Here is a 21,756-nt window from a genome sequence, read left to right as displayed (position 1 = left end):
GGTGCGAGAGAGTGAGTTCAACCGCCTCATGGCAGACGAGTTCGGCGACGCCTACGGCTCGATGGTGGCGAGCAGCCACGTCTTCGGCGCGCTCGACGGGCGCACCGCGAGCGAGGCGCTCGCGGCCGGCGTCCCCGCCCGACGGGTCTGGCTGGCCGTGTGCGACGCCTTCGACATCCCCGAGGAGCGCCGCCTGGGCCGCGACTGGCCCGTCATCGACCACCCGTTCGAGTGAGGCCGTCTCGGTTCCGATGAGCCGGGCGGGTCGTCCCGGCAGTGGGTAGGGGTGAGCGGAACGAGAATGGCGGGTGCCGCCGTCGCGGGTCTGAGGTGGCTCGTCGACCGCACGCGGACACGCCACGCGACGCTGTTCGAACGCGTGTTCTATTTCGTGTAATGTGGTCCACAGATGCGACGCCGGGGAACCCTTCTCCACAGCGTGCGTGGCCCGTGATTCCGGTGTTGTCGGTGGTCGCATCTAGCGTCTGATTCGACACGAGGTCACCCAGCACGTCGGCCTGCTCGTCGATCGCCGGTAGGCGCGACCACCCACGATTTCGAAGGAGAACGGCCATGGCCAAGGCACCCACCACCCCCAACCCGTCAGCATCGGGCGACAAGATCAAGTCGCTCGACACCGTGATGGCTCAGATCGAGAAGGCCCACGGCAAGGGCTCGATCATGCGCCTCGGCGAGGACGTGCGTCCTCCGATCGAGGTCATCCCCACCAGCTCGATCGCGCTCGACGTCGCGCTCGGCATCGGTGGCCTGCCCCGTGGCCGTGTCGTCGAGATCTACGGCCCGGAATCTTCGGGTAAGACGACGGTCGCGCTCCACGCCGTCGCCAACGCGCAGAAGGCCGGCGGCATCGCGGCCTTCATCGACGCCGAGCACGCGCTCGACCCGGAGTACGCCCGCAAGCTCGGTGTCGACACCGACTCGCTGCTCGTCAGCCAGCCCGACACGGGTGAGCAGGCGCTCGAGATCGCGGACATGCTGATCCGTTCCGGTTCGCTCGACATCATCGTCATCGACTCGGTCGCTGCGCTCGTGCCCCGGGCCGAGATCGAGGGCGAGATGGGTGACAGCCACGTCGGTCTGCAGGCGCGCCTCATGTCGCAGGCGCTGCGCAAGATCACCGGTGCGCTCAACTCGACCGGCACGACGGCGATCTTCATCAACCAGCTGCGCGAGAAGATCGGTGTCATGTTCGGCTCCCCGGAGACGACGACCGGTGGTAAGGCCCTCAAGTTCTACGCGTCCGTCCGCATCGACGTGCGCCGCATCGAGACGCTCAAGGACGGTTCGGAGCCGGTCGGCAACCGCACTCGCGCCAAGATCGTGAAGAACAAGGTGGCGCCGCCGTTCAAGCAGGCGGAGTTCGACATCCTCTACGGCCAGGGCATCTCGCGCGAGGGTGGCCTCATCGACATGGGTGTCGAGCAGGGCTTCGTCCGCAAGTCGGGTGCCTGGTACACGTACGAGGGCGACCAGTTGGGGCAAGGCAAGGAGAACGCCCGCACCTTCCTCAAGGACAACCCGCAGCTCACCGATGAACTCGAGCTCAAGATCAAGAAGAAGCTCGGCATCATCCCGGACGACGACGCGGTGCTCGAGGGCCTCGACCCGGACGCGCCCATCGACGCCGAGGTCATGGTCGACTTCTGATCGACGCCACGACGCGGCGGTGACGCCCCCGCTCCGACCGGGGATCGACGTCGCCGCGTGTGGGAGACGGTGAGCGCGACACATGCCTTCACGACCTGACGACGTCAGGCAGTCTCTGGGGCTGCCCGACTTCGTCGACCCCGTCGACGTCGGCGAGGCGAGCCTCGCCGCGTCACAGACGTGGGGCGACGAGCGACCGGCCACGGCGCGCGGCTTGTCGACCGGCGACCCTGCCGCCGGAGTCGCTCGTCCCTTCGGCTCGGCGGGCCACGAAAGCCGCTTCGCCGGTGACGACAGTGGTGACGGCGACAACGCCAGCGCCCGGCCCGGCCGCGCCGGGCGCCGGCGCCAGGGTCGGGGCGGTTCGTCGTCCGGGTTCGGCCAATCATCGTTCGGTACGTCGTCCTTCGGCGCCTCGTCCTCGGGCGTAGGCGCGCGCTCAGGCGCCAATCGCAAGGCCAAGAAGCAGCTGACGTGGGCCGAGAAAGCCGAGCGGCGCGAGAAGCGGGCAGCGGCGCGACGGGAAGCCGAGGCAGCTGAGCGCGAGAAGGACCCGATCGGGTACGCGCGCGAGATCGTCCTCACGCAGCTCACGGCGATGCCGCGCAGCCGCTCGCAGCTCGCCGACAAGCTGCGTGAGAAGGAGGTGAGCGAGGACGTCATCGACGTCGTCCTCGACCGCATGGAGGACATCGGGCTCGTCGACGACGAGGCCTATGCCGCCATGCTCGTGCGTTCGAAGCTCGCCTCCCGGGGGCTCGCCCGTCGCGCGCTGCGTCAGGAGCTCAAGCGCAAGGGCATCGACGACGACGTCGCGACCGTCGCGCTCGAACAGGTCGACGACGATGTCGAACGCGAGCAAGCTCTCGTCCTGGCGCGCAAGAAGATGGTGACGATGAGCCGGCTTGACGAGCCGACGCAGACGCGCCGCCTCGCCGGGCTGCTCGCTCGCAAGGGCTACTCGGGCGAGCTCGTGTGGTCCGTCATCCGGCAGGTGCAGGAGGAAGCGTCATGAGCGAGCACGAATCAGGCCCCGTAGCGCCCCGGAACTCGACCACGCCGACCGGCGTAGACTTGGATGGCCATGGCTAAGACGTATGAGGTGCGCACCCACGGGTGCCAGATGAATGTCCACGACTCCGAGCGCATCTCGGGGCTGCTCGAACAGGCCGGTTACACCGACTTCGCGGCGCTTCCGGAGACGGAGCGCTCCGAGAACCCCGATCTCGTCGTGTTCAATACGTGCGCCGTCCGCGAGAACGCAGCGAACAAGCTCTACGGCAACCTCGGGCACCTGCGTCCGACGAAGGACGCGACGCCGGGCATGCAGATCGCCGTCGGCGGCTGCCTCGCGCAGAAGGACCGCGCGACGATCGTCGAGCGCGCGCCGTGGGTCGACGTCGTCTTCGGTACGCACAACGTCGGCTCGCTGCCCGCCCTGCTCGATCGTGCCCGTCACAACGCCGAGGCCCAGGTGGAGATCCTCGAGAGCCTCGAGGTCTTCCCCTCGACGCTCCCGACGCGTCGCGACTCGGCCTATTCCGGCTGGGTGTCGATCTCCGTCGGCTGCAACAACACGTGCACGTTCTGCATCGTGCCGGCGCTGCGCGGCAAGGAGAAGGACCGCCGCCCCGGTGAGATCCTCGCCGAGGTGAAGGCCCTCGTCGCGCAGGGCGTCGTCGAGATCACGCTGCTCGGGCAGAACGTCAACACCTACGGCGTCGAGTTCGGCGACCGTCACGCGTTCAGCAAGCTGCTGCGCGCGTGCGGCGAGATCGAGGGCCTCGAGCGGGTGCGTTTCACGAGCCCGCACCCCGCGGCGTTCACCGACGACGTCATCGACGCGATGGCGGAGACGCCGAACGTCATGCCGAGCCTGCACATGCCGCTGCAGTCGGGCAGCGACAAGGTGCTCAAGGACATGCGCCGCAGCTACCGCAGCAAGAAGTTCCTCGGCATCATCGAGAAGGTCCGCGAGAAGATGCCGGACGCGGCGATCACGACCGACATCATCGTCGGTTTCCCCGGCGAGACGGAGGAGGACTTCCAGGGCACCCTCGACGTCGTCGAGGCCTCCCGCTTCAGCTCGGCGTTCACGTTCCAGTACTCGATCCGCCCTGGCACGCCGGCCGCGACGATGGACGACCAGATCCCCAAGGAGGTCGTCCAGGAGCGTTTCGAGCGCCTCATCGAGCTGCAGGAACGCGTCTCCTGGGCGGGCAACCGCGAGCAGGAGGGGCGCACCGTCGAGGTGCTCGTCGCGCCGAGCGAGGGCCGCAAGGACGCCGAGACGCACCGCATGTCGGGCCGGGCGCGGGACAACCGTCTCGTCCACTTCGCCGTGCCGGAGGGTGCCAAGCGCCCGCGCCCCGGTGACATGGTGACGGTCGACGTCACGTACGGCGCGCCGCACCACCTCGTCGCCGACTCCGGTCTCGACGGCGGCACGTACAGCGTGCGCCGCACCCGCGGTGGTGATGCCTGGCAGGCGTTGCAGGACGCGGCGGCCGACGGTACGCCGACCGGCGCCGCGAAGCCCGCCGTCAGCCTCGGCATGCCGTCGATCGGGCAGCCGCAGATGCCCGTCGCGACGGCGCCAGCCTGCGCCGCGAACTGAACCTCGCGCGGCAGCGACGGCGGCGCTGACCATCGCGCCGCCGCACGTGAGGCACCCACGTCGGCTCGTCCGACGATCTCGTCACGACAGGAGCAGGATTCCCACGAGTGCGCAGCTGACGCCGCAGGCGCCGCGCGGTTATCGGCGCGGCACCAACGGCTACACCCGGATCACGACCGCGCTGTTCGCGGCGGGGATGGCGACGTTCATCTCGATGTACTCGGCGCAGGCCGTCCTGCCGCAGCTCGCTCGCGAGTTCGATGTCTCCCCGGCGACGTCGGCGCTCGCCGTCAGCGCGACGACGGGCGTGCTGGCCTTCGCGATCGTGCCGGCGAGCATCCTGTCGGAGCGGTTCGGGCGCATCCGTGTCATGGCGGCGTCGGCTCTGGTCTCCGCGCTCATCGGCCTGCTCATCCCGCTCGCGCACGATCTCGGTGTCGTGCTCGCCGGTCGCGCGCTGCAGGGCCTGACGCTCGCGGGCGTGCCGGCCGTCGCGATGGCGTACCTCGCGGAGGAGGTCGACGGGCGCGATCTGGGCGCCGCGATGGGCCGTTATATCGCGGGCACGACGATCGGTGGACTGTCGGGGCGCCTCGTCGCGGGGCTGGCCCTCGACGTCGTCAGTTGGCGGTGGGCGATGGAGGCGGCAGCCGTCGTGGCCCTCGTCTTCACGGCCGTTTTCGTGCGCCTCGCGCCGCCGAGCCGGTTCTTCGCGGCCAAACCGATCGGTGTTCGAGCATCGATGCACAACGTCGCGACGCATCTGCGCAACGCACGCGTCATGGCGCTCGTGGCGATTGCGTTCCTGCTCATGGGCGGGTTCGTGTCGCTCTACAACATCCTCGGCTTCCGTCTGCTCGACGAGCCGTTCGCGCTGCCGCAGGCGCTCGTCAGCCTCGTGTTCGTCATGTACCTGTCGGGGACGGTGACGTCGGCGTGGGCGGGGCGCCTCGCCGACCGGTTCGGCCGCGGCCGGGTGCTGCTCGCGTCGATCGCGTTCATGCTCGTCGGTCTCGCCCTCGCGTGGGTCGACTGGTTGCCCGGCGTGCTCGTCGGCATGCTCGTGTTCACGGGCGCGTTCTTCGCCGCTCATTCGAGCGCTAGCGGTTGGGTGAGCGCCATGGCCGACGAGCACCGCGCGGAGGCCAGTTCCCTCTACCTTTTCGGTTACTACACGGGCTCGTCCGTCGTCGGGGCGCTCGTCGGGCTGCCGTTCTCCCGCTCCGGCTGGGCGGGCGCGAGCCTCTTCGTCGGCGCGCTCGTCGTTCTGGCGGCGCTCATCGCGGCGTGGCTGGTCGCCGTCACGCGACGGACGCAGGCCGCGGCCACGCCGGGCGCCTCATGACCGGCGCATCCGCCACAATGGATGCCGTGAACGGCCCTCCCGCGCCCCTCGAGGTCATCGCGCTCGTCGGCCCGACGGCGACGGGCAAGAGCGACCTGTCGCTCGACCTCGCCGAGCGTCTCGGCGGCGAGATCGTCAACGCCGACGCCTCCCAGTTCTACCGCGGCATGGACGTCGGGACGGCCAAGCTCGCGCCGCACGAGCGTCGGGGCATCCCGCATCACCAGATCGACACGCTCGACATCCTCGACGAGGCGACGATCGCTCGCTTCCAGGAGGGGGCGCGCGCCGACATCGCCGCCATCCTCGCGCGCGGCCGGCGCCCCATCGTCGTCGGCGGTTCGGGCCTGTACGTGCGCGCCGCGCTCGACGTCCTCGACATCCCGCCGACGGATCCGCTGGTGCGCGCCCACTTCGAACAACGCGCGGTGGCCGAGGGTTCCGGCGCCCTGCATCGCGAGCTGGCCGCGAAGGATCCGCAGGCAGCACGCGACATCCTCGCAAGCAACGTGCGGCGGGTCGTGCGGGCCCTCGAGGTCATCGAGATCACCGGGCGCCCGTTCAGCGCGAGCGCGCCGACCAAGACCTTCCTGCGCCCGACGATCGTCCTCGGCCTGCAAGCCGACCTAGACGTCCTCGTTGCCCGCATCGAACGCCGCGTCGACCTCATGTGGGCCGCCGGAATGCTCGACGAGGTGCGCGCCCTCGACGCCCGCGGCCTGCGTCAGGGCCGCACGGCGAGCCGCGCGATCGGTTACAGCCAGGCGCTGCGCCAGCTCGACGGCGACCTCGACGAGGCCGCAGCGAAGGCCGAGACGGCCATCGCGACGCGCCAGTTCGCGCGCCGTCAGCGCGCCTGGTTCCGGCCCGATCCGCGGCCGGTGTGGCTGCCGTTCGACGCTCCCGATCTGCTCGAACGTGCGCTCGCGGAGATCGTCGCCTACGCGCCGGAGCGGCACGGCGCGGTGGCGAAACCTGACGCCGACGCGGTGTGACACGATGAGCGCGTGACGCGCATCCACTTCACCAAGGGCCACGGCACGCAGAACGACTTCGTCCTCGTTCCCGACGAATCCGGCGAGCTCGACCTGACGCCCGAGCAGGTCGCCTACCTGTGCCACCGCCACGCCGGCATCGGCGCCGACGGCGTCATCCGTGTCGTGCGCACGGCGAACGTGCCCGAGGTCGCCCATCTCGCGCCGCAGGCGACGTGGTTCATGGACTACCGCAACGCTGACGGCTCGCTGGCCGAGATGTGCGGCAACGGCACGCGCGTCTTCGCCGAGTACCTGCGTTCCCGCGGTCTCGTGAGCGGTGACGAGGGGGCGCCGTTCGTGATCGCGACGCGTGCCGGGCTCAAGGAGATGGTGGCCGTGCCGCGCGGCTGGGCCGTCGACCTCGGCCAGTGGCGCCTCGCCCGCGCAGAGGAGGCCGAGCGGCGGGGGATGGACTCGGTCGTCCAGGTTCACGGGTCACCGGACCCGCTGCCCGCCCTGAGCCTCGACCTCGGCAACCCGCACACCGTCGTCGCGCTGCCGCCGTCGGTGCACCTGTCGGCCCTGGACCTGAGCGACGCTCCGCACATCGACCCGCACCCCGAGCAGGGCTCGAACGTCGAGTTCGTCCACGCCATCGAGCACGCGCACATCGGCATGCGCGTCCACGAGCGCGGCTCGGGGGAGACCCGCTCATGCGGCACCGGCGCGGCTGCCGCGGCGCTCGCGACGTGGTGGTGGGGCGGCCAGCCGGCCGATCAGGTCGACTGGCGCGTCGACGTGCTCGGGGGCACGCTCGGCGTGCACATCAAGGGCACCGAGGTCGCGCTGTCCGGCCCCGCCGTGCTCGTCGCCGACGGCGAGATCGACCTGTCGCAGCTGTGAGGCTGCCTCTGTGACCGCTCGCGTCAGGCGTCGCTGCTGCGGCTGACGTCGTCGGACGCCGGCAGCGGCAGCGGCCCGCCGTCGTCGAGGCGTTCGATCGCGAGGATGCGGAATCCCTTGACGCTCGTCAGCCGCTCGATCGCATACGACGAGCCGAGCTGCTCGGCGAGCCACTTCTGCAGCGAGTCCGAGCCGAGGTTGCGCTGCACGACGAGATAGGCGTGCCCGCCTACGACGAGGCGCGGCAGCCATGTCAGCAACAGCTCGTGCAGCACCTTCTTGCCGACCCGGATCGGCGGGTTCGACCAGATGAGGTCGAACCGGACGTGGTCCGGCACCTGCGACGGCTGCGCGACGGCGACGTTCGAACACCCCTGCGCCGCAACGTTGTCGGCACACAGGTCGAGCGCACGACGGTTGACGTCGACGCCCCAGACCTGCGCTGACGGGGAGCGCAGCGCGAGCGTCGTCGTGATCGGGCCCCACCCGCAACCGACGTCGAGGAACGTCCCGCTCGGCGGCGGCGTCGGAGCGTGGTTGAGCAGGACGGCGGTACCGGCGTCGAGGCGATCGGGGCAGAAGACGCCGGGTGCTGTCGTCATCGAGACCGCGCGGTCGGCGAGGCGGAGCGTGAGGGTGCGACGCTCGTCGGCGGAGGCGGGCTCGGCGCTGAAGTAGTGGTCGTTCATCAGGGCCCAGCCTACGGCGTGTCCGTGGGGCATCCGGAAGCCGCAACCAGGCAGCCACCCGAGGCGATCAGCCCCGACGACCGGCCGCTGCCTCCATGCACGACGGGACTAAATCGGTGGCCCCGGACGTTCTCTCCTGCGACGATGCTGGTGCGGCTCTCGCTTGCGAGACAATGAACCGCACCGCAACGAACGACGACCTTCGACGTGAGGATCCAGCCCTGAACGAGCGCAACCCCGCCGACTTCCTGTCCCGCCGAGCCCAGGCTCTCGCCGACAGTGACGACGCGACCCCCACCTACGACGAGCGCGGCTTCGTCGTCGACGCCTATGACGGCGACCAGTTCGAGCGCGAAGAACGCGCGGCGCTTCGACGTGTCCACGGTCTGTCGACCGAGCTGGAGGACGTCTCCGAGGTCGAGTATCGCCAGCTGCGCCTGGAGAAGGTCGTCCTCGCCGGCGTCTGGAGCGAGGGCAACGCCGAGGACGCGGAGAACTCGCTGCGCGAGCTCGCCGCGCTGGCCGAGACGGCCGGTTCCGAGGTGCTCGCCGGCGTCGTGCAGCGCCGGCTGCGACCCGACCCCGGCACCTGGCTCGGCAAGGGCAAGGCCGAGGAACTGAAGGAGATCGTCATCGCCGAGGGTGCCGACACCGTCATCGCCGACGGCGAGCTGGCGCCCAGCCAGCGACGCGCGCTCGAGGACGTCGTCAAGGTCAAGGTCATCGACCGCACCGCGCTCATCCTCGACATCTTCGCCCAGCACGCGAAGAGCAAGGAGGGCAAGGCCCAGGTCGAGCTCGCCCAGATGCAGTACCTGCTGCCGCGTCTTCGCGGTTGGGGTGAGTCGATGTCGCGTCAGGCCGGCGGTCAGGCCGCGGGCGGTCAGGGCATGGGTTCGCGCGGTCCGGGTGAGACGAAGATCGAACTCGACCGTCGTCGCATCAACACGCGCATGGCGAAGCTGCGCCGCGAGATCGCCGAGATGAAGACGACGCGCGACACCAAGCGCAGCGGCCGACGTAACAACAACGTGCCGAGCGTCGCCATCGCGGGGTACACGAACGCCGGCAAGAGCTCGATCCTCAACCGCCTCACCAACGCGGGCGTGCTCGTGCAGAACCAGCTGTTCGCGACGCTCGATCCGACGGTGCGTCGCGCCGAGACGGCTGACGGGCGGGCCTACACCCTCGCCGACACCGTCGGGTTCGTGCGCGACCTGCCGCACCAGCTCGTCGAGGCGTTCCGTTCGACGCTCGAGGAGGTCGCGGACGCCGACCTGCTCCTGCACGTGGTCGACGGTTCGCACCCCGACCCCGAATCTCAGATCTCCGCGGTGCGCGAGGTGCTCGCCGATGTCGATGCGAGCGACGTCAAGGAGATCATCGTCATCAACAAGGCCGATGTCGCCGACCCCGACGTCATCGATCGGCTCATGCGCCACGAGAAGTACGCGATCGCGGTGTCGGCGCGCACCGGCGCGGGCCTGCCCGAGCTGCTCCAGCTCATCGCCGACGAGCTGCCGAAGCCGGAGCGCCGCGTCGACGTCCTGCTGCCGTACGAGCGCGGCGACCTGCTCAGCCGCCTCCACGCGGACGCGGAGGTCCTCTCGATCGAGCACCGCGGCGAGGGCACCTACGTCCACGCCAAGGTGATGCCGGAGCTCGAGGGTGAACTCCAGGCGTACCTGACGAACGCCTGAAGCCACGCCGTCGCGAGTTCAGCGGCGGCCGACGACGAGCCACCACTGTCACGCTCCCGTGAGGGTGGTGGCTCGTCGGCGCCTACGCGGTGAGGTGGCTCACCTGTCAGACGGCGCGGTGGTGTGTCCCACACTTCACCTAAAATGCGGGGGTGTCACCGACTTCCCGCCCTACCGCCACCGCGGAGCACCGCCGTCTCGCCCAGGCGCCGAAGGACAGCGACCCCTGGCGGCTGTGGGGGCCGTACATGGCGTCGCGGCAGTGGGGGACGGTGCGCGAGGACTACTCTGCCGACGGCAACGCGTGGGCGTATCTGCCGTTCGACCAGGCGCACCAGCGCGCCTACCGCTGGGGCGAGGACGGCCTCGCAGGATTGTGCGACCGGTTCGGTTTCTTCAACGTCTCCCTCGCCATGTGGAACGGCAAGGACGACCGACTCAAGGAACGCCTGTTCGGGTTGACGAACAACGAGGGCAACCACGGCGAGGACGTCAAGGAGGTCTGGTGGCCGATGGACGCGACGCCGACGCACTCGTGGGCGAGCTGGCTCTACCGCTACCCACAGGCCAAATTCCCCTACAACCATCTGCGGGCCGAGGCGGCGCAGCGTTCGCGAACCGACGATGAGTACGAGCTGATCGACACGGGTGTCTTCGCCGAGAATCGCTTCTTCGACGTCGAGGTCAAGCACGCGAAGGCGAACCCGACCGACCTGTGCCTCGAGTACACCGTCACCAACCACGGGCCCGATGCTGCACCGCTCGACCTGGTCCCGCAGGCCTGGTACCGCAACACCTGGTCGTGGGGGCGCGACGACCGGGAGCCGTCGATCTCACTCGTCGACGCGAACACCGTGCGCGCCGAGCACGGCTGGCTCGGCGACTACGAGCTGCATGCCGACGGCAGCCCGCGCATCATCTTCTGCGACAACGAGACGAACGAAGGTGCCGTCTTCGGCCACGAGTTCAACCGTCGCGAGCTGACCAAGGACGGCTTCGACGCTCGCATCGTGCACGGTGACAGCGAGGCGATCCGCCTCGACTACGGCACAAAGGTGGGGTTCTGGTACCACTTCGACGACATCGGCCCGGGCGAGAGCGTCACCGTCAGGCTGCGGATGCGCGGGGTGGGCCGTTCCACCGCGCACCAACCGAAGGGCACCGCCCACCAGGAGCCGCCGCCCGGCGATCCCGCATTCGGTGAGGGTTTCGACATCGTCATGCGCACGCGCCGCGACGAGGCCGACGAGTTCTACGACGCCGTCATCCCCACCTCCGCCTCGCCCGACGACCGGCACATCGCGCGTCGTGCCTTCGCGGGTCTGCTGTGGGGCAAGCAGCTCTACCGCTACTACGTCGACGAGTGGCTCGCCGGCGACCCGGCCGGCGAGGCGCCGCCGCTGTCGCGCGTCACCGGCCTCGACGGGCGCCCGGGGCGCAACGTCGGATGGCGGCACCTGGCGCTCGCGGATGTCATCTCGATGCCGGACGAGTGGGAGTACCCGTGGTTCGCCGCGTGGGATCTGGCGTTCCACACGGTGCCGCTCGCGCACATCGACCCCGAGTTCGCCAAGCATCAACTCGTCCTCATGTGCCGCGAGTGGGCGCAGCACCCGAACGGCCAACTGCCCGCGTACGAGTGGGCGTTCGAGGACGTCAACCCGCCCGTCCACGCCTGGGCGTGCTGGCAGGTGTACGCCATCGACGGCGGCCAGGATCAGTCCTTCCTCATCCAGGTGTTCAACAAGCTGCTGCTCAACTTCTCGTGGTGGGTCAACCGCAAGGACGCCGACGGGACGTACCTGTTCGAGGGCGGCTTCCTCGGCATGGACAACATCACACTCTTCGACCGCTCCACCGACGTGCCGCCCGGCTACAAGCTCGAACAGTCGGACGCGACGAGCTGGATGGCGTTCTTCTCCCAGTCGATGCTGCGGATGGCGCTCGAGCTCGCGCGGCGCGAGCGCGGCTACGACAACGCCGCGACGACGTTCCTGCAGTACTTCATCAACCTCGCCCGGGCGATGGACCGCACGAGCCCCGACGTCGTCTCCAGCCTGTGGAACGAGGAGGACGGCTTCTTCTACGACGCCCTGTCCGACCCGGCAGGCCACATCACGCAGCTTCGCGTGCGTTCGATGGTGGGGTTGTTGCCGCTCATGGCCGTGCTCATCGCGCCGAGCTGGGTGCAGCACGAACTGCCCGACTTCGTCCGTGAGGTCGAGTGGATGATGGAGCGCGAGCCCGCGATGATGAAGGCGATCGCGCAGGCCGAGCACGACTCGGGCGGTGAGAAGCTGACGCTGTCGCTCATCTCCAAGCGCCGACGGGATCTGCTGCTCAAGCGATTGTTCGACGAGGAGGAGTTCCTCTCCGAATACGGCATCCGTTCGCTGTCGGCCGCCTACCGCGAGGAGTACACCGCCCAGATCGGCGGGCGGGAGATGTCGATCCACTACACGCCGGGCGAGTCCGACATCGACCTGTTCGGCGGTAACTCGAACTGGCGTGGGCCTGTGTGGTTTCCCGTCAACTTCCTCGTCGTCGACGCGCTGCGCCTCTACGCGGCCTCGACGCCTGGCGACACCGAGTACGAATACCCGACGAACTCGGGTCGGTTCATGAAGCTGTCCGACATCGTCCTCGACCTCGAGGATCGCCTGACGAACCTGTTCCGTCTCGGGCCGAACGGACGCCCGGGCGATCAGCGCGAGTACCCCGAGGGCCCGCTGTGGGACGAGCACGTGACGTTCAGCGAGTACTTCCACGGTGACACCGGCGTCGGCCTCGGCGCCGCGCACCAGACGGGCTGGACCGCGCTCGTCGCGCACTACATCTGCTCCGACCACGCGCCGGCGCTGCCCGGTTTGCTGCCGGGGGAGTGACGTCGTCGTCCCCAGTCGTGACGGCTGGGGGCGCCGTCAGGGTGGCGGCGCAGGCTGATCCACAGCCCCGGCGCGCTCGAGTCGGTGCCGCGGTACGCGCTGGCCTAGGGTTGGGGCATGCCCGAACTGCCCTCCCTCGATGAGCTCATGTCTGCCGCCGTCAGTGGGGTGGGTGGGGTGCCGCGCCCCGGCCAGGCGAAGATGGCGCAGGCCGTCGAGCACGCCATCGAGACGGGCGAGCACCTGCTCGTCCAGGCGGGCACCGGCACCGGAAAGTCGCTTGCCTACCTCGTTCCCGCGATCCGGCACGCGTTCGACGTCAACAAGCCGGCCGTCGTCGCGACAGCGACGCTCGCGCTGCAGGCGCAGATCGTCGACCGCGACATGCCACGCCTCGCCGATGCCCTCGAGCCGCTGCTCGGGCGGCGTCCGACGTACGCGCTCGTCAAGGGCAGGCGCAACTACCTGTGCCAGCACAAGCTGGCGGGCGGCTACCCCGACGACGACGCCGACACGCTGCTCGGTGTCGGCCAGGTCGACGCCGACGCGGGTCGCACGGGCCGCGAGGTCGTCCGGCTGCGCGAGTGGGCGAACGAGACCGACTCGGGGGATCGTGACGAGCTCGTGCCCGGCGTCTCGGAGAAGGCATGGCGGCAGGTGTCGGTCTCCAGCCACGAATGCCTCGGCAGCAAGTGCCCCGTCGTCGAGGAGTGCTTCGTCGAGCTGGCGCGTGCCGACGCGAAGGAGGTCGACGTCGTCGTCACGAACCATTCGTTCATGGCGATCGATGCTTTCGAGGGCCGCCAGATGCTACCCGAGCACGACGTCGTCGTCGTCGACGAGGCGCACGAACTCGTCGATCGGGTGACGGCGACGATCACCGACGAGCTGACGACGGGCACGATCAGCGCCGCCGCGAAACGGTGCGGGCGCCTCGCCGACACCGACGACCTCAAGCGCTCGGCCGACCTGCTCAAGGACGCCCTCGAGCAACACCAGGAAGGGCGGCTGCTCGGGCTGTCCGACCCGCTCGAGATGGCAATCCGCGCCATCCTCGACGCGGCACGCTCGATCGCGAGCGAGCTCAAGCCCAAGAACCCGCAGGACAACGACGGCGTGCGTCAGATGGCGCGCGCGGCGATCGACGACATCTTCTCCACCTGCGAGCGCATCCTCGAAGAACGCGAACTCGACGTGCTGTGGATCTCGCACAATGCGCGCGCGAACATCACGGCGCTGAGGGTCGCGCCGATGAGCGTCGCGATGCTCATGCGCGACAAGATCTTCGGCGAGCGGACCGTCGTCATGACGTCGGCGACCCTCGAACTGGGCGGCAGTTTCGACGCTGTCGCCGGCACGCTCGGCCTGCGCGGCGCGGGTGGCCCGGCGTGGAACGGCCTGGACGTCGGCTCACCGTTCGACTACCCCAAGCAGGGCATCGCCTACGTCGCGCAGCACCTGCCCGCGCCGGGGCGCGACGGCATGTCCGAGCAGGCGTTCGAGGAGATCGAGACGCTGATCCGCGCCGCGGGCGGGCGCACGCTCGGGCTTTTCTCCTCGATGCGCGCCGCGCAGAGCGCCGCCGAGGCGATGCGCGAACGCCTCGGCGACGACTTCCCCGTCCTGTGCCAGGGCGAGGACCAGATGGGCACGCTGGTGCGCCGTTTCGCCTCCGACGCGAACACCTGCCTGTTCGGCACGATGACGCTGTGGCAGGGCGTCGACGTGCCCGGTTCGAGCCTGCAGCTCGTCATCATCGACCGCATCCCGTTCCCTCGCCCCGACGACCCGCTCGCCTCGGCGCGCTCGCAGGCCATCGCCAAGATGGGTGGCAACGGGTTCATGGCAGTCTCCGGCACGCACGCGGCGTTGCGGCTCGCGCAGGGCGCCGGTCGCCTCATCCGTCATGCCGACGATCGCGGCGTCGTCGCGTTTCTCGACTCGCGCATGATGACGGCGCGCTACGCCGGGTTCCTGCAGCGGTCGCTCCCACCGTTCTGGCCGACGACGGATCGCGCGCTCATCCTCAAGGCCCTCGCGCGCCTCGACGAGAACGCGCCCCCGATCCGCGCCGTCGCGGAGGCCGGCACCCGCTCGACGAAGGCGCCGACGAAGAAACCCGCGACGTCACAGCAGGCCGGGCAGGCCGGTGCCGACGCCGCGTCGGGGGCGAGGCGTGAGGAGGCGCGCTCCCGGGCCCTGGCCGCGGCGCAGGCGGCCGGCGTCAGCGGCATGGGCACCGCCAGCGCGCTGCAGGCACCCCCGCCGAAGCCTGCCCCCGTCGAGGAGAGCGCCCGCACCGCCGTCACCGACGGGCACGCCTGGACGGCCGAGGCCGACGAGGAACTGCGCGAGGGCATCGGCATGGGCCTGACGCTCGACGAACTCGCCGATCACCTCGAGATGAGCGAGGACGCCGTCGTCGCGCGCTGCGAACAGCTCGGCCTGCGCCCGCAGGGATCCTGACGTGGCGGATGGCGCATCGTGTGGCGCGGGTGCGTTGTCGGTGGCGAGTGAGAGGGTGACGGCATGAGCGACGTCCCGCAGATCATCCTCGTCACCGGGCCTGAGCGCATCCTCGCCCAGCGCGCCGTCGAGGAGAGCCTCGAGGCCATCACGGCCGCGCACCCGGAGGCCGAGGTCGTGCGCATCGACGTCGCCGAGTACCAGCCCGGGCGTCTCACGACGGAGTTGTCGCCTAGCCTGTTCGGTGGGCGCCGCGTCATCGTCGTGCGTGACTTCGACGAGGCGCCGGACGCCCTTGTCGACGAGCTCGAGGACGCGCTGAAGGTCGGTCTCGACGACGTCAACCTCATCGTGCTGCACAAGGGCGGCAACCGCGCCAAGCGCGTGCTGGATGCGCTCAAGAAGGCGAAGGCGCCCGTCATCGAGGCGCCGGCGATCAAGTCGGATCGCGACAAGTCGGCGTTCGTCATGAACGAGTTTCGTCGCGCACGCCGCCGCATCACACCCGAGGGCGTGCGGGCGCTGCTCGAGGCGGCCGGCAAGGACACCTCAGAGCTCGCCGCGGCGTGCCGTCAGCTCGTCGACGACACGAGCGGCGTCGTCGACGAGAACACCGTCGGCACCTACCACGGCGGCAAGGTGGAGGCGACGGGCTTCCGCGTGGCCGACGCGACCGTCGCCGGCAACGCGCCCGAGGCCCTGCGGCTGCTGCGCCACGCGTTCGCCTCCGGGGTCGATCCCGTGCCGATCGTCGCCGTCCTCGCCTCGCAGCTGCGCCAGGTCGCCAAGGTCGCCTCGGCCGGCAGTGGACGCAGTGCGGATCTCGCGAAGCAGCTGGGGATGCCACCCTGGCAGGTCGACAAGGCGCGGACGGCGTCGCGCGGATGGGACGGCGTCCGTCTCGGACGCGCGATCCAGGCCGTCGCCGCGGCCGACTTCGCCGTCAAGGGTGGTGGACGCGATCCGCAGTACGCCGTCGAGCACGTGGTCCTCGAGATCTGTCGTCAGCGCCACGCGCCGAGCGAGCGTCACTGACGGCCTCGGGCCCGCCGCCCCGATTGCGCCGCGCGGTGGCTCGGCTGGTAGATTTGAGCGAGTGCGTGTGGGCTCAGGTCGTGCGCACACGCAACAGCAGTAACCAGCGGTCTCTCATCGCCAGGTGTCCCCACGCCATATCCGAGAGGCCGTCTGTCGCCCTCACGACAGAACACATTCGACCGAAGAAGTGAGATTTTCGTGGCAAACATCAAGTCGCAGATGAAGCGGATCAAGACGAACGAGATTCGTACCGAGCGCAACAAGGCCTACAAGTCCGAACTGCGCACGTGGATCCGCAAGTTCCGCGCCGAGGTCGAGGCCGGCAACAAGGACGCCGCGTCGACGGCCCTCGCTGCTGCCTCGCGCAAGCTGGACAAGGCTGTCTCCAAGGGAGTCATCCACAAGAACCAGGCCGCCAACAAGAAGTCGGCCATGGCGAAGCAGCTCAACCAGATCTGATCGCCGTGGTGCTTCGCGAGAAGCGCTTCGCATGACGTGGGCCGTCACCTCCCGAGGTGGCGGCCTTCGTCATGCCAGGGCCCGGGCGGGCCGAGGGGGAGGCGACGCGCTGCCCGAACCGGCCAGCGCGGGAAAACGCCGACGACGTGCCCCCGGCCGCCCTGACATAATGAGCCGGAACTTTCGCGGGGCCTGCCCGCACCGACGCGATGTGAGGACGATCCCTTGAGCGAGACCGAACACAGCCAGCGCTACACCGCGGAACTGGCGGGGCAGATCGAGCGCCGCTGGCAGGACGCGTGGGAGGAGGCAGGCACCTTCGAGGCCCCCAACCCAAGCGGACCGTGGGCGGACGAGCAGGGCGTCGCCGGGCGTGAGAAGGTCATGATCCAGGACATGTTCCCCTACCCCTCGGGTGCGGGGCTGCACGTCGGTCACCCGCTCGGCTACATCGCGACGGACGTCTACGCGCGCTATCAGCGCACCCAGGGCAAGAACGTCCTCTACACCCTCGGCTACGACGCGTTCGGGCTGCCGGCCGAGCAGTACGCCGTTCAGACGGGCCAGCACCCGCGCAAGACGACCGAGGACAACATGGTCAACATGCGTCGTCAGCTGCGCCAGCTCGGGCTGTCGCACGACGCGCGCCGCACGTTCGCGACGATCGACCCGTCGTACTACAAGTGGACGCAGTGGATCTTCCTGCAGATCTTCGACGCCTGGTACGACCCGGACGCGAGCAAGGCCCGCCCGGTCGACACCCTCGTCGAGGCGTACGAGAGCGGCCGCGTCGCGACGCCGTCGGGCGAGGCGTGGGGCGACCTCGACGCCGCCGGGCGCGCTGAGGCGATCAACGCGCGCCGCCTGGCGTACAAGTCGGACGCCCCCGTCAACTGGTCGCCGGGCCTCGGCACCGTCGTCGCGAACGAGGAGGTGACGGCGGACGGCCGCACCGAGCGCGGCAACTTCCCGGTGTTCAAGCGCAACCTGCCGCAGTGGATGATGCGCATCACCGACTACGCCGACCGTCTCGTCGACGATCTCGAGCGCCTCGACTGGCCCGAGTCGATCAAGCTGCAGCAGCGCAACTGGATCGGGCGCAGCAACGGCGCGTCGGTGCGTTTCGACGTCGCGACCCAGGCCGGTTCGGGCGAACAGATCGAGGTCTTCACGACGCGTCCCGACACGATCTTCGGCGCGACGTTCATGGTGCTCGCGCCGGAGCACCCGCTGCTCGAGACGATCGTCCCGGAAGCCTGGCCAGCCGGGACGAATGAGTCGTGGACGGCGGGTGCCGGGACGCCGCGCGACGCCGTCGCCGCCTACCGCCGTGAGGCCTCGCGCAAGAGCGACGTCGAGCGTCAGGCGGGGGAGAAGGGCAAGTCGGGTGTGTTCACCGGTGCCTTCGCGACGAATCCCGTGACGGGTCGGGCGGTGCCCGTGTTCGTCGCCGACTACGTCCTCATGGGCTACGGCACGGGCGCGATCATGGCCGTGCCCGCGCAGGACGAGCGTGACTGGGAGTTCGCGCAGGCCTACGGCCTCGACATCGTGCGCACCGTCCAGCCGAGCGAGGGCCACCCGGAGGATCAGCCGTACACGGGCCAGGGCGCCGCGATCAACTCGTCGACGGCCGGGCTGTCGCTCGACGGGCTCGACATCGAGACGGCGAAGAGGAAGGTCATCGAGTGGCTCGAGGCCAACGAGCGTGGCACGGGCACGACCACGTACCGCCTGCGCGACTGGCTGTTCTCGCGTCAGCGCTACTGGGGCGAGCCGTTCCCGATCGTCTACGACGAGGACGGGACGGCCCACGCGCTGCCGGAGTCGATGCTGCCCGTCGAACTGCCCGAGGTAGCCGACTACTCGCCGAAGACGTACGACCCGGAGGACGCCGAGTCGATGCCCGAGTCGCCGCTGTCGCGCGCCGACGAGTGGGTCAGCGTCGAACTCGACCTCGGCGACGGTGTCAAGAGGTACACGCGTGAGACGAACACGATGCCCAACTGGGCCGGTTCGTGCTGGTACGAGCTGCGCTATGCCGACCCCGCGAACACCGAGCGCTTCGTCGACGCGGGGTGCGAGGAGTACTGGCTCGGCAAGGGCCGCGGCTTCGGCAAGGGTGTCGCGAACGACCCGGGCGGCGTCGACCTGTACGTCGGTGGCGCGGAGCACGCCGTCCTGCACCTGCTGTACGCGCGCTTCTGGCACAAGGTGCTGTTCGACCTCGGCCTCATCTCGAGTGAGGAGCCGTTCCGCAAGCTGTTCAACCAGGGCATGGTCCAGGCGTACGCCTTCCGCGACGGGCGCGGCCAACCCGTGCCGGCCGCGGAGGTGCGCGAGCGCGTCGAGGGCGACGAGACGATCTACGAGTGGCAGGGCCAGCGAGTCACCCGCGAGTACGGGAAGATGGGCAAGTCGCTCAAGAACGTCGTGACGCCCGATGAGATGTGCGACACCTACGGTGCCGACACGTTCCGCGTCTACGAGATGTCGATGGGTCCGCTCGACGCCTCGCGACCGTGGGAGACGCGCGCCGTCGTCGGATCACAGCGCTTCCTGCAGCGCCTGTGGCGCAACGTCGTCGACGAGAACACCGGTGAGCTGCGGGTCGACGAGGAGGGGATGGACGAGGCCACGACACGCCTCGTGCACCGCACGATCGACGGCGTCACCGGCGACTACGAGAACCTGCGCTTCAACACGGCCGTCGCGAAGCTGATCGAACTCAACAACGCGCTGACGAAGCTCGACGCCGTGCCGCGCGAGGCCGCGGAGGCCATCGTCCTCATGACGGCGCCGCTCGCCCCGCACCTCGGCGAGGAGCTGTGGCGCCGCCTCGGACACGAGCAGAGCCTCGCGTTCGAGCCGTTCCCGACAGCCGACCCGGCGCACCTCGTGCAGGGCACCGTCGTCGCCGTCGTCCAGGTCGCGGGCAAGGTGCGTGACCGTCTCGACGTCGCCGCCGACATCAGCGAGGCCGACCTCGAGGCCGCGGCGCTCGCCAGCGAGAAGGTGCAGAACTTCCTCGAGGGCAAGCAGGTGCGCAAGGTCATCGTGCGCGCGCCGAAGCTCGTCAACATCGTCGCGGGCTGATGGCTCGAGCCGGTGGCAGGGCCGGTCGGGTCGGTGTCGTCACCGACTCGACCGCCTGCCTCCCCGCCGAGTTGGTCGCAGGCTGCGCGCCTGACGCGGCGAGCCTGCTGAGGGTCGCGCCGCTCAACGTCACGATCGGCGACGTCACGCGCCCCGAGGACGAGTTGGGGGCTGACGCGGTCGCCTCCGCACAGGCCGAGGGGATAGCGGTGACGACGTCGCGCCCGTCACCGGCGGCGTTCGTCGAGGCCTACCGGGCGCTCGCGGACGCCGGATGCACGAGCATCGTGTCGCTGCACGCATCGCAGGCGTTGTCGTCGACGGTGAGCTCGGCGCGGCTGGCGTCGCTCGAGGCGGGGTTGGACGTCGAGGTTGTCGACTCGCGCACGCTGGGCATGGCGCTCGGTTTCGGCGTGCTCGCGGCGCTGCGCTGGTCGCAGGCCGGGTATGACGTCGACGCCGTGGCCGAGGCGGCGCGCGCCACGTGCGCGTCGTCGCGCACGGCGTTCTACGTCGACTCGTTGGAACCGCTGCGCCGCGGCGGGCGGATCGGGCGAGCCGGGGCTCTGTTCGGCTCGGCGTTGTCGATCAAACCGCTGCTGCAGGTCGACGACGGCGTCATCGCGCCGCTCGCGCGCGTGCGATCGCGGGGCAAGGCCGTCGAGCGGCTCGGGACGTGGGCTCTGGCTCAGGCCGAGAACCTCGGCGAGGGCAAACGCGTCTGCGCCGTGCACTCGCTGCAGCACTCCGAGTTGGCGCAGGTGCTCGTCGACCGGTTGGGCGGTGGCGCGTCCCCTGGGGCGGGGCGGGACGGTGAAGCGCGTTCCGCTGAAGCGAGCTCGACCGGTTCGTCTGGGGGCACCGGTGACGATGCGACGGGGCCGGCCCGGCCGGGCAGCCGGGCTGCGGGTCCGCGAGCGGACGGTGCCCCAGGCGCGGCGGGCCCCGATGCGGCCGACCAGGTTGGCGACGTGGCTGCGCTCGGAGCGTCCTCGCCGGACGGAACACGGGGCGACGGTGCCCGCGCTGCAGCGGAGGCCGACGCTGCGTCGTCGTCAGCCGTGCGGTGGGCGATGGCGCCGGTGCAGGCGCGCCTGGGAGCCGTCGTCACCGCGCACGTGGGCGCCGGAGCACTCGGCGCCGTCGTCGCGGTGATGCCGGAACCGCCGGGCTGACGACGGCTGCTGCGAGCCGCATCGGGCGCGCCTCTTCCACAGCTGTGACGGCCACGGGCCCATCCGGCACGCGCCTGCACGCGTTTCCACACCTTCGGCTCGCGTCAGCGAGCGTGGAGGGATGGGGCTTCTTACCGTCGAGGCATGACCCGCAGAACGCTGCCCGAGACCGACGACCGGCTCGACGAGGTGCTCGCCGAGATCGAACGCGCCCGCCACGAACCGACGTGGGTGCCCGAACCGGAACGCACCGCCCGCCGACTCGTCCGAGCACCGGACGGCCTCGAGGACGCCCGATGGCGTCCCTCGCGTCCGGCTGCCCTGCTCATCGGCGTGTGCGCGGTGCTCGCCGTCGCCGTGCTGGGGCTGCGTCTGCTGCTCAGTTCCGGAGATGACGGTGCGGCACCGAAGGCGCTCATCGCGTCGTCATCGCCGCGTATCGCCGGGAGCGCCAGCGTGGCGACGACGGGGAGTAGGGGTGCTGCGGCGACGCCGTCTCACAGCACTGCCATGGCCTCGGTCGCCGGCGCGACGAGCGGCGCGCCTCTCAGCATTCACGTCGTCGGGGCGGTGCGGCGCCCGGGCGTCGTCCAGGTGCCGGCCGGAGGCCGCGTCGCGGATGCCGTGACGGCGGCCGGCGGGATGTCGGGTGCCGACGCGACGGCGATCAACCTGGCTCGGCCGCTCGCCGATGGGGAGCAGGTCCACGTCCCCCGCCCGGGCGAGAGCGTCCCCCCG

Annotated in this window: 16 protein-coding genes; 15 read left to right on the top strand and 1 reads right to left on the bottom strand. The window is 70.1% G+C overall.

The genetic code is table 11. The annotated features are described in order from the left end of the window. Position 1: 1 nt before the first annotated feature. The 7 genes from HMPREF0321_RS04735 (at position 2) to dapF (ending at position 7,510) form a co-directional block, all read left to right on the top strand. Positions 2-235: a DUF3046 domain-containing protein gene (locus HMPREF0321_RS04735; protein ID WP_040014489.1), complete on the top strand. Its 234-nt coding sequence runs from the start codon at positions 2-4 to the stop codon at positions 233-235. 407 nt (positions 236-642) lie between these two features. Then, positions 643-1,668, top strand: a complete 1,026-nt coding sequence (gene recA / locus HMPREF0321_RS04730; protein WP_369815079.1) for a recombinase RecA — start codon at positions 643-645, stop codon at positions 1,666-1,668. Positions 1,669-1,750: 82 nt separating this feature from the next. After that, on the top strand, positions 1,751-2,683 hold the full coding sequence (locus tag HMPREF0321_RS16960) for a regulatory protein RecX (RefSeq protein ID WP_006944585.1): 933 nt from the start codon (positions 1,751-1,753) through the stop codon (positions 2,681-2,683). Between the two features lie 63 nt (positions 2,684-2,746). Further along, positions 2,747-4,285, top strand: coding sequence for a tRNA (N6-isopentenyl adenosine(37)-C2)-methylthiotransferase MiaB (miaB, locus tag HMPREF0321_RS04720; protein WP_006944587.1), 1,539 nt, complete (start codon positions 2,747-2,749; stop codon positions 4,283-4,285). A 46-nt stretch (positions 4,286-4,331) separates the two neighbouring features. After that, positions 4,332-5,630, top strand: coding sequence for an MFS transporter (locus tag HMPREF0321_RS04715; protein ID WP_006944579.1), 1,299 nt, complete (start codon positions 4,332-4,334; stop codon positions 5,628-5,630). A 17-nt stretch (positions 5,631-5,647) separates the two neighbouring features. Further along, positions 5,648-6,625 carry a tRNA (adenosine(37)-N6)-dimethylallyltransferase MiaA gene (gene miaA / locus HMPREF0321_RS04710; protein ID WP_040014486.1) on the top strand — a complete coding sequence of 326 codons (978 nt, stop codon included), beginning with the start codon at positions 5,648-5,650 and terminating at the stop codon, positions 6,623-6,625. Positions 6,626-6,637: 12 nt separating this feature from the next. Continuing rightward, positions 6,638-7,510 (top strand): diaminopimelate epimerase, encoded by an 873-nt coding sequence (gene dapF, locus HMPREF0321_RS04705; RefSeq protein ID WP_006944571.1) that lies wholly within the window; start codon positions 6,638-6,640, stop codon positions 7,508-7,510. 23 nt (positions 7,511-7,533) lie between these two features. Here the strand turns inward: dapF and HMPREF0321_RS04700 are convergent, their stop codons facing one another. Further along, positions 7,534-8,199, bottom strand: a complete 666-nt coding sequence (locus HMPREF0321_RS04700; RefSeq protein ID WP_006944580.1) for a class I SAM-dependent methyltransferase — start codon at positions 8,197-8,199, stop codon at positions 7,534-7,536. 173 nt (positions 8,200-8,372) lie between these two features. Here HMPREF0321_RS04700 and hflX point away from each other — a divergent pair, with 173 nt between their 5' ends. The 8 genes from hflX to HMPREF0321_RS15955 form a co-directional block, all read left to right on the top strand. Next, positions 8,373-9,899 (top strand): GTPase HflX, encoded by a 1,527-nt coding sequence (hflX, locus tag HMPREF0321_RS04695; protein WP_006944588.1) that lies wholly within the window; start codon positions 8,373-8,375, stop codon positions 9,897-9,899. A gap of 152 nt (positions 9,900-10,051) precedes the next feature. Continuing rightward, positions 10,052-12,784: a glucosidase gene (locus HMPREF0321_RS04690; RefSeq protein WP_006944583.1), complete on the top strand. Its 2,733-nt coding sequence runs from the start codon at positions 10,052-10,054 to the stop codon at positions 12,782-12,784. Positions 12,785-12,901: 117 nt separating this feature from the next. After that, positions 12,902-15,250, top strand: a complete 2,349-nt coding sequence (locus HMPREF0321_RS04685) for an ATP-dependent DNA helicase (protein WP_006944569.1) — start codon at positions 12,902-12,904, stop codon at positions 15,248-15,250. A gap of 63 nt (positions 15,251-15,313) precedes the next feature. Next, on the top strand, positions 15,314-16,285 hold the full coding sequence (gene holA, locus HMPREF0321_RS04680; RefSeq protein ID WP_006944572.1) for a DNA polymerase III subunit delta: 972 nt from the start codon (positions 15,314-15,316) through the stop codon (positions 16,283-16,285). Positions 16,286-16,486: 201 nt separating this feature from the next. Then, complete coding sequence (gene rpsT, locus HMPREF0321_RS04675; RefSeq protein ID WP_006944584.1) at positions 16,487-16,747, top strand: 30S ribosomal protein S20; 261 nt, start codon at positions 16,487-16,489, stop codon at positions 16,745-16,747. Between the two features lie 225 nt (positions 16,748-16,972). Further along, positions 16,973-19,843 (top strand): leucine--tRNA ligase, encoded by a 2,871-nt coding sequence (gene leuS / locus HMPREF0321_RS04670; RefSeq protein ID WP_006944570.1) that lies wholly within the window; start codon positions 16,973-16,975, stop codon positions 19,841-19,843. Continuing rightward, positions 19,843-21,018 carry a DegV family protein gene (locus HMPREF0321_RS04665; protein ID WP_006944568.1) on the top strand — a complete coding sequence of 392 codons (1,176 nt, stop codon included), beginning with the start codon at positions 19,843-19,845 and terminating at the stop codon, positions 21,016-21,018. Before leuS ends, HMPREF0321_RS04665 begins: the two co-directional genes overlap by 1 nt. Before the next feature lie 144 nt (positions 21,019-21,162). Beyond that, the coding region (locus HMPREF0321_RS15955; RefSeq protein WP_006944577.1) for an SLBB domain-containing protein at positions 21,163-21,756 on the top strand (594 nt) is incomplete at its 3' end.

It is taken from the genome of Dermacoccus sp. Ellin185 (genome assembly GCF_000152185.1).
Classification (GTDB): domain Bacteria; phylum Actinomycetota; class Actinomycetes; order Actinomycetales; family Dermatophilaceae; genus Dermacoccus; species Dermacoccus nishinomiyaensis.
The sequence above is the reverse complement of the archived record's forward strand: the minus strand, read 5'-3'. Positions and strand labels throughout refer to the sequence as shown.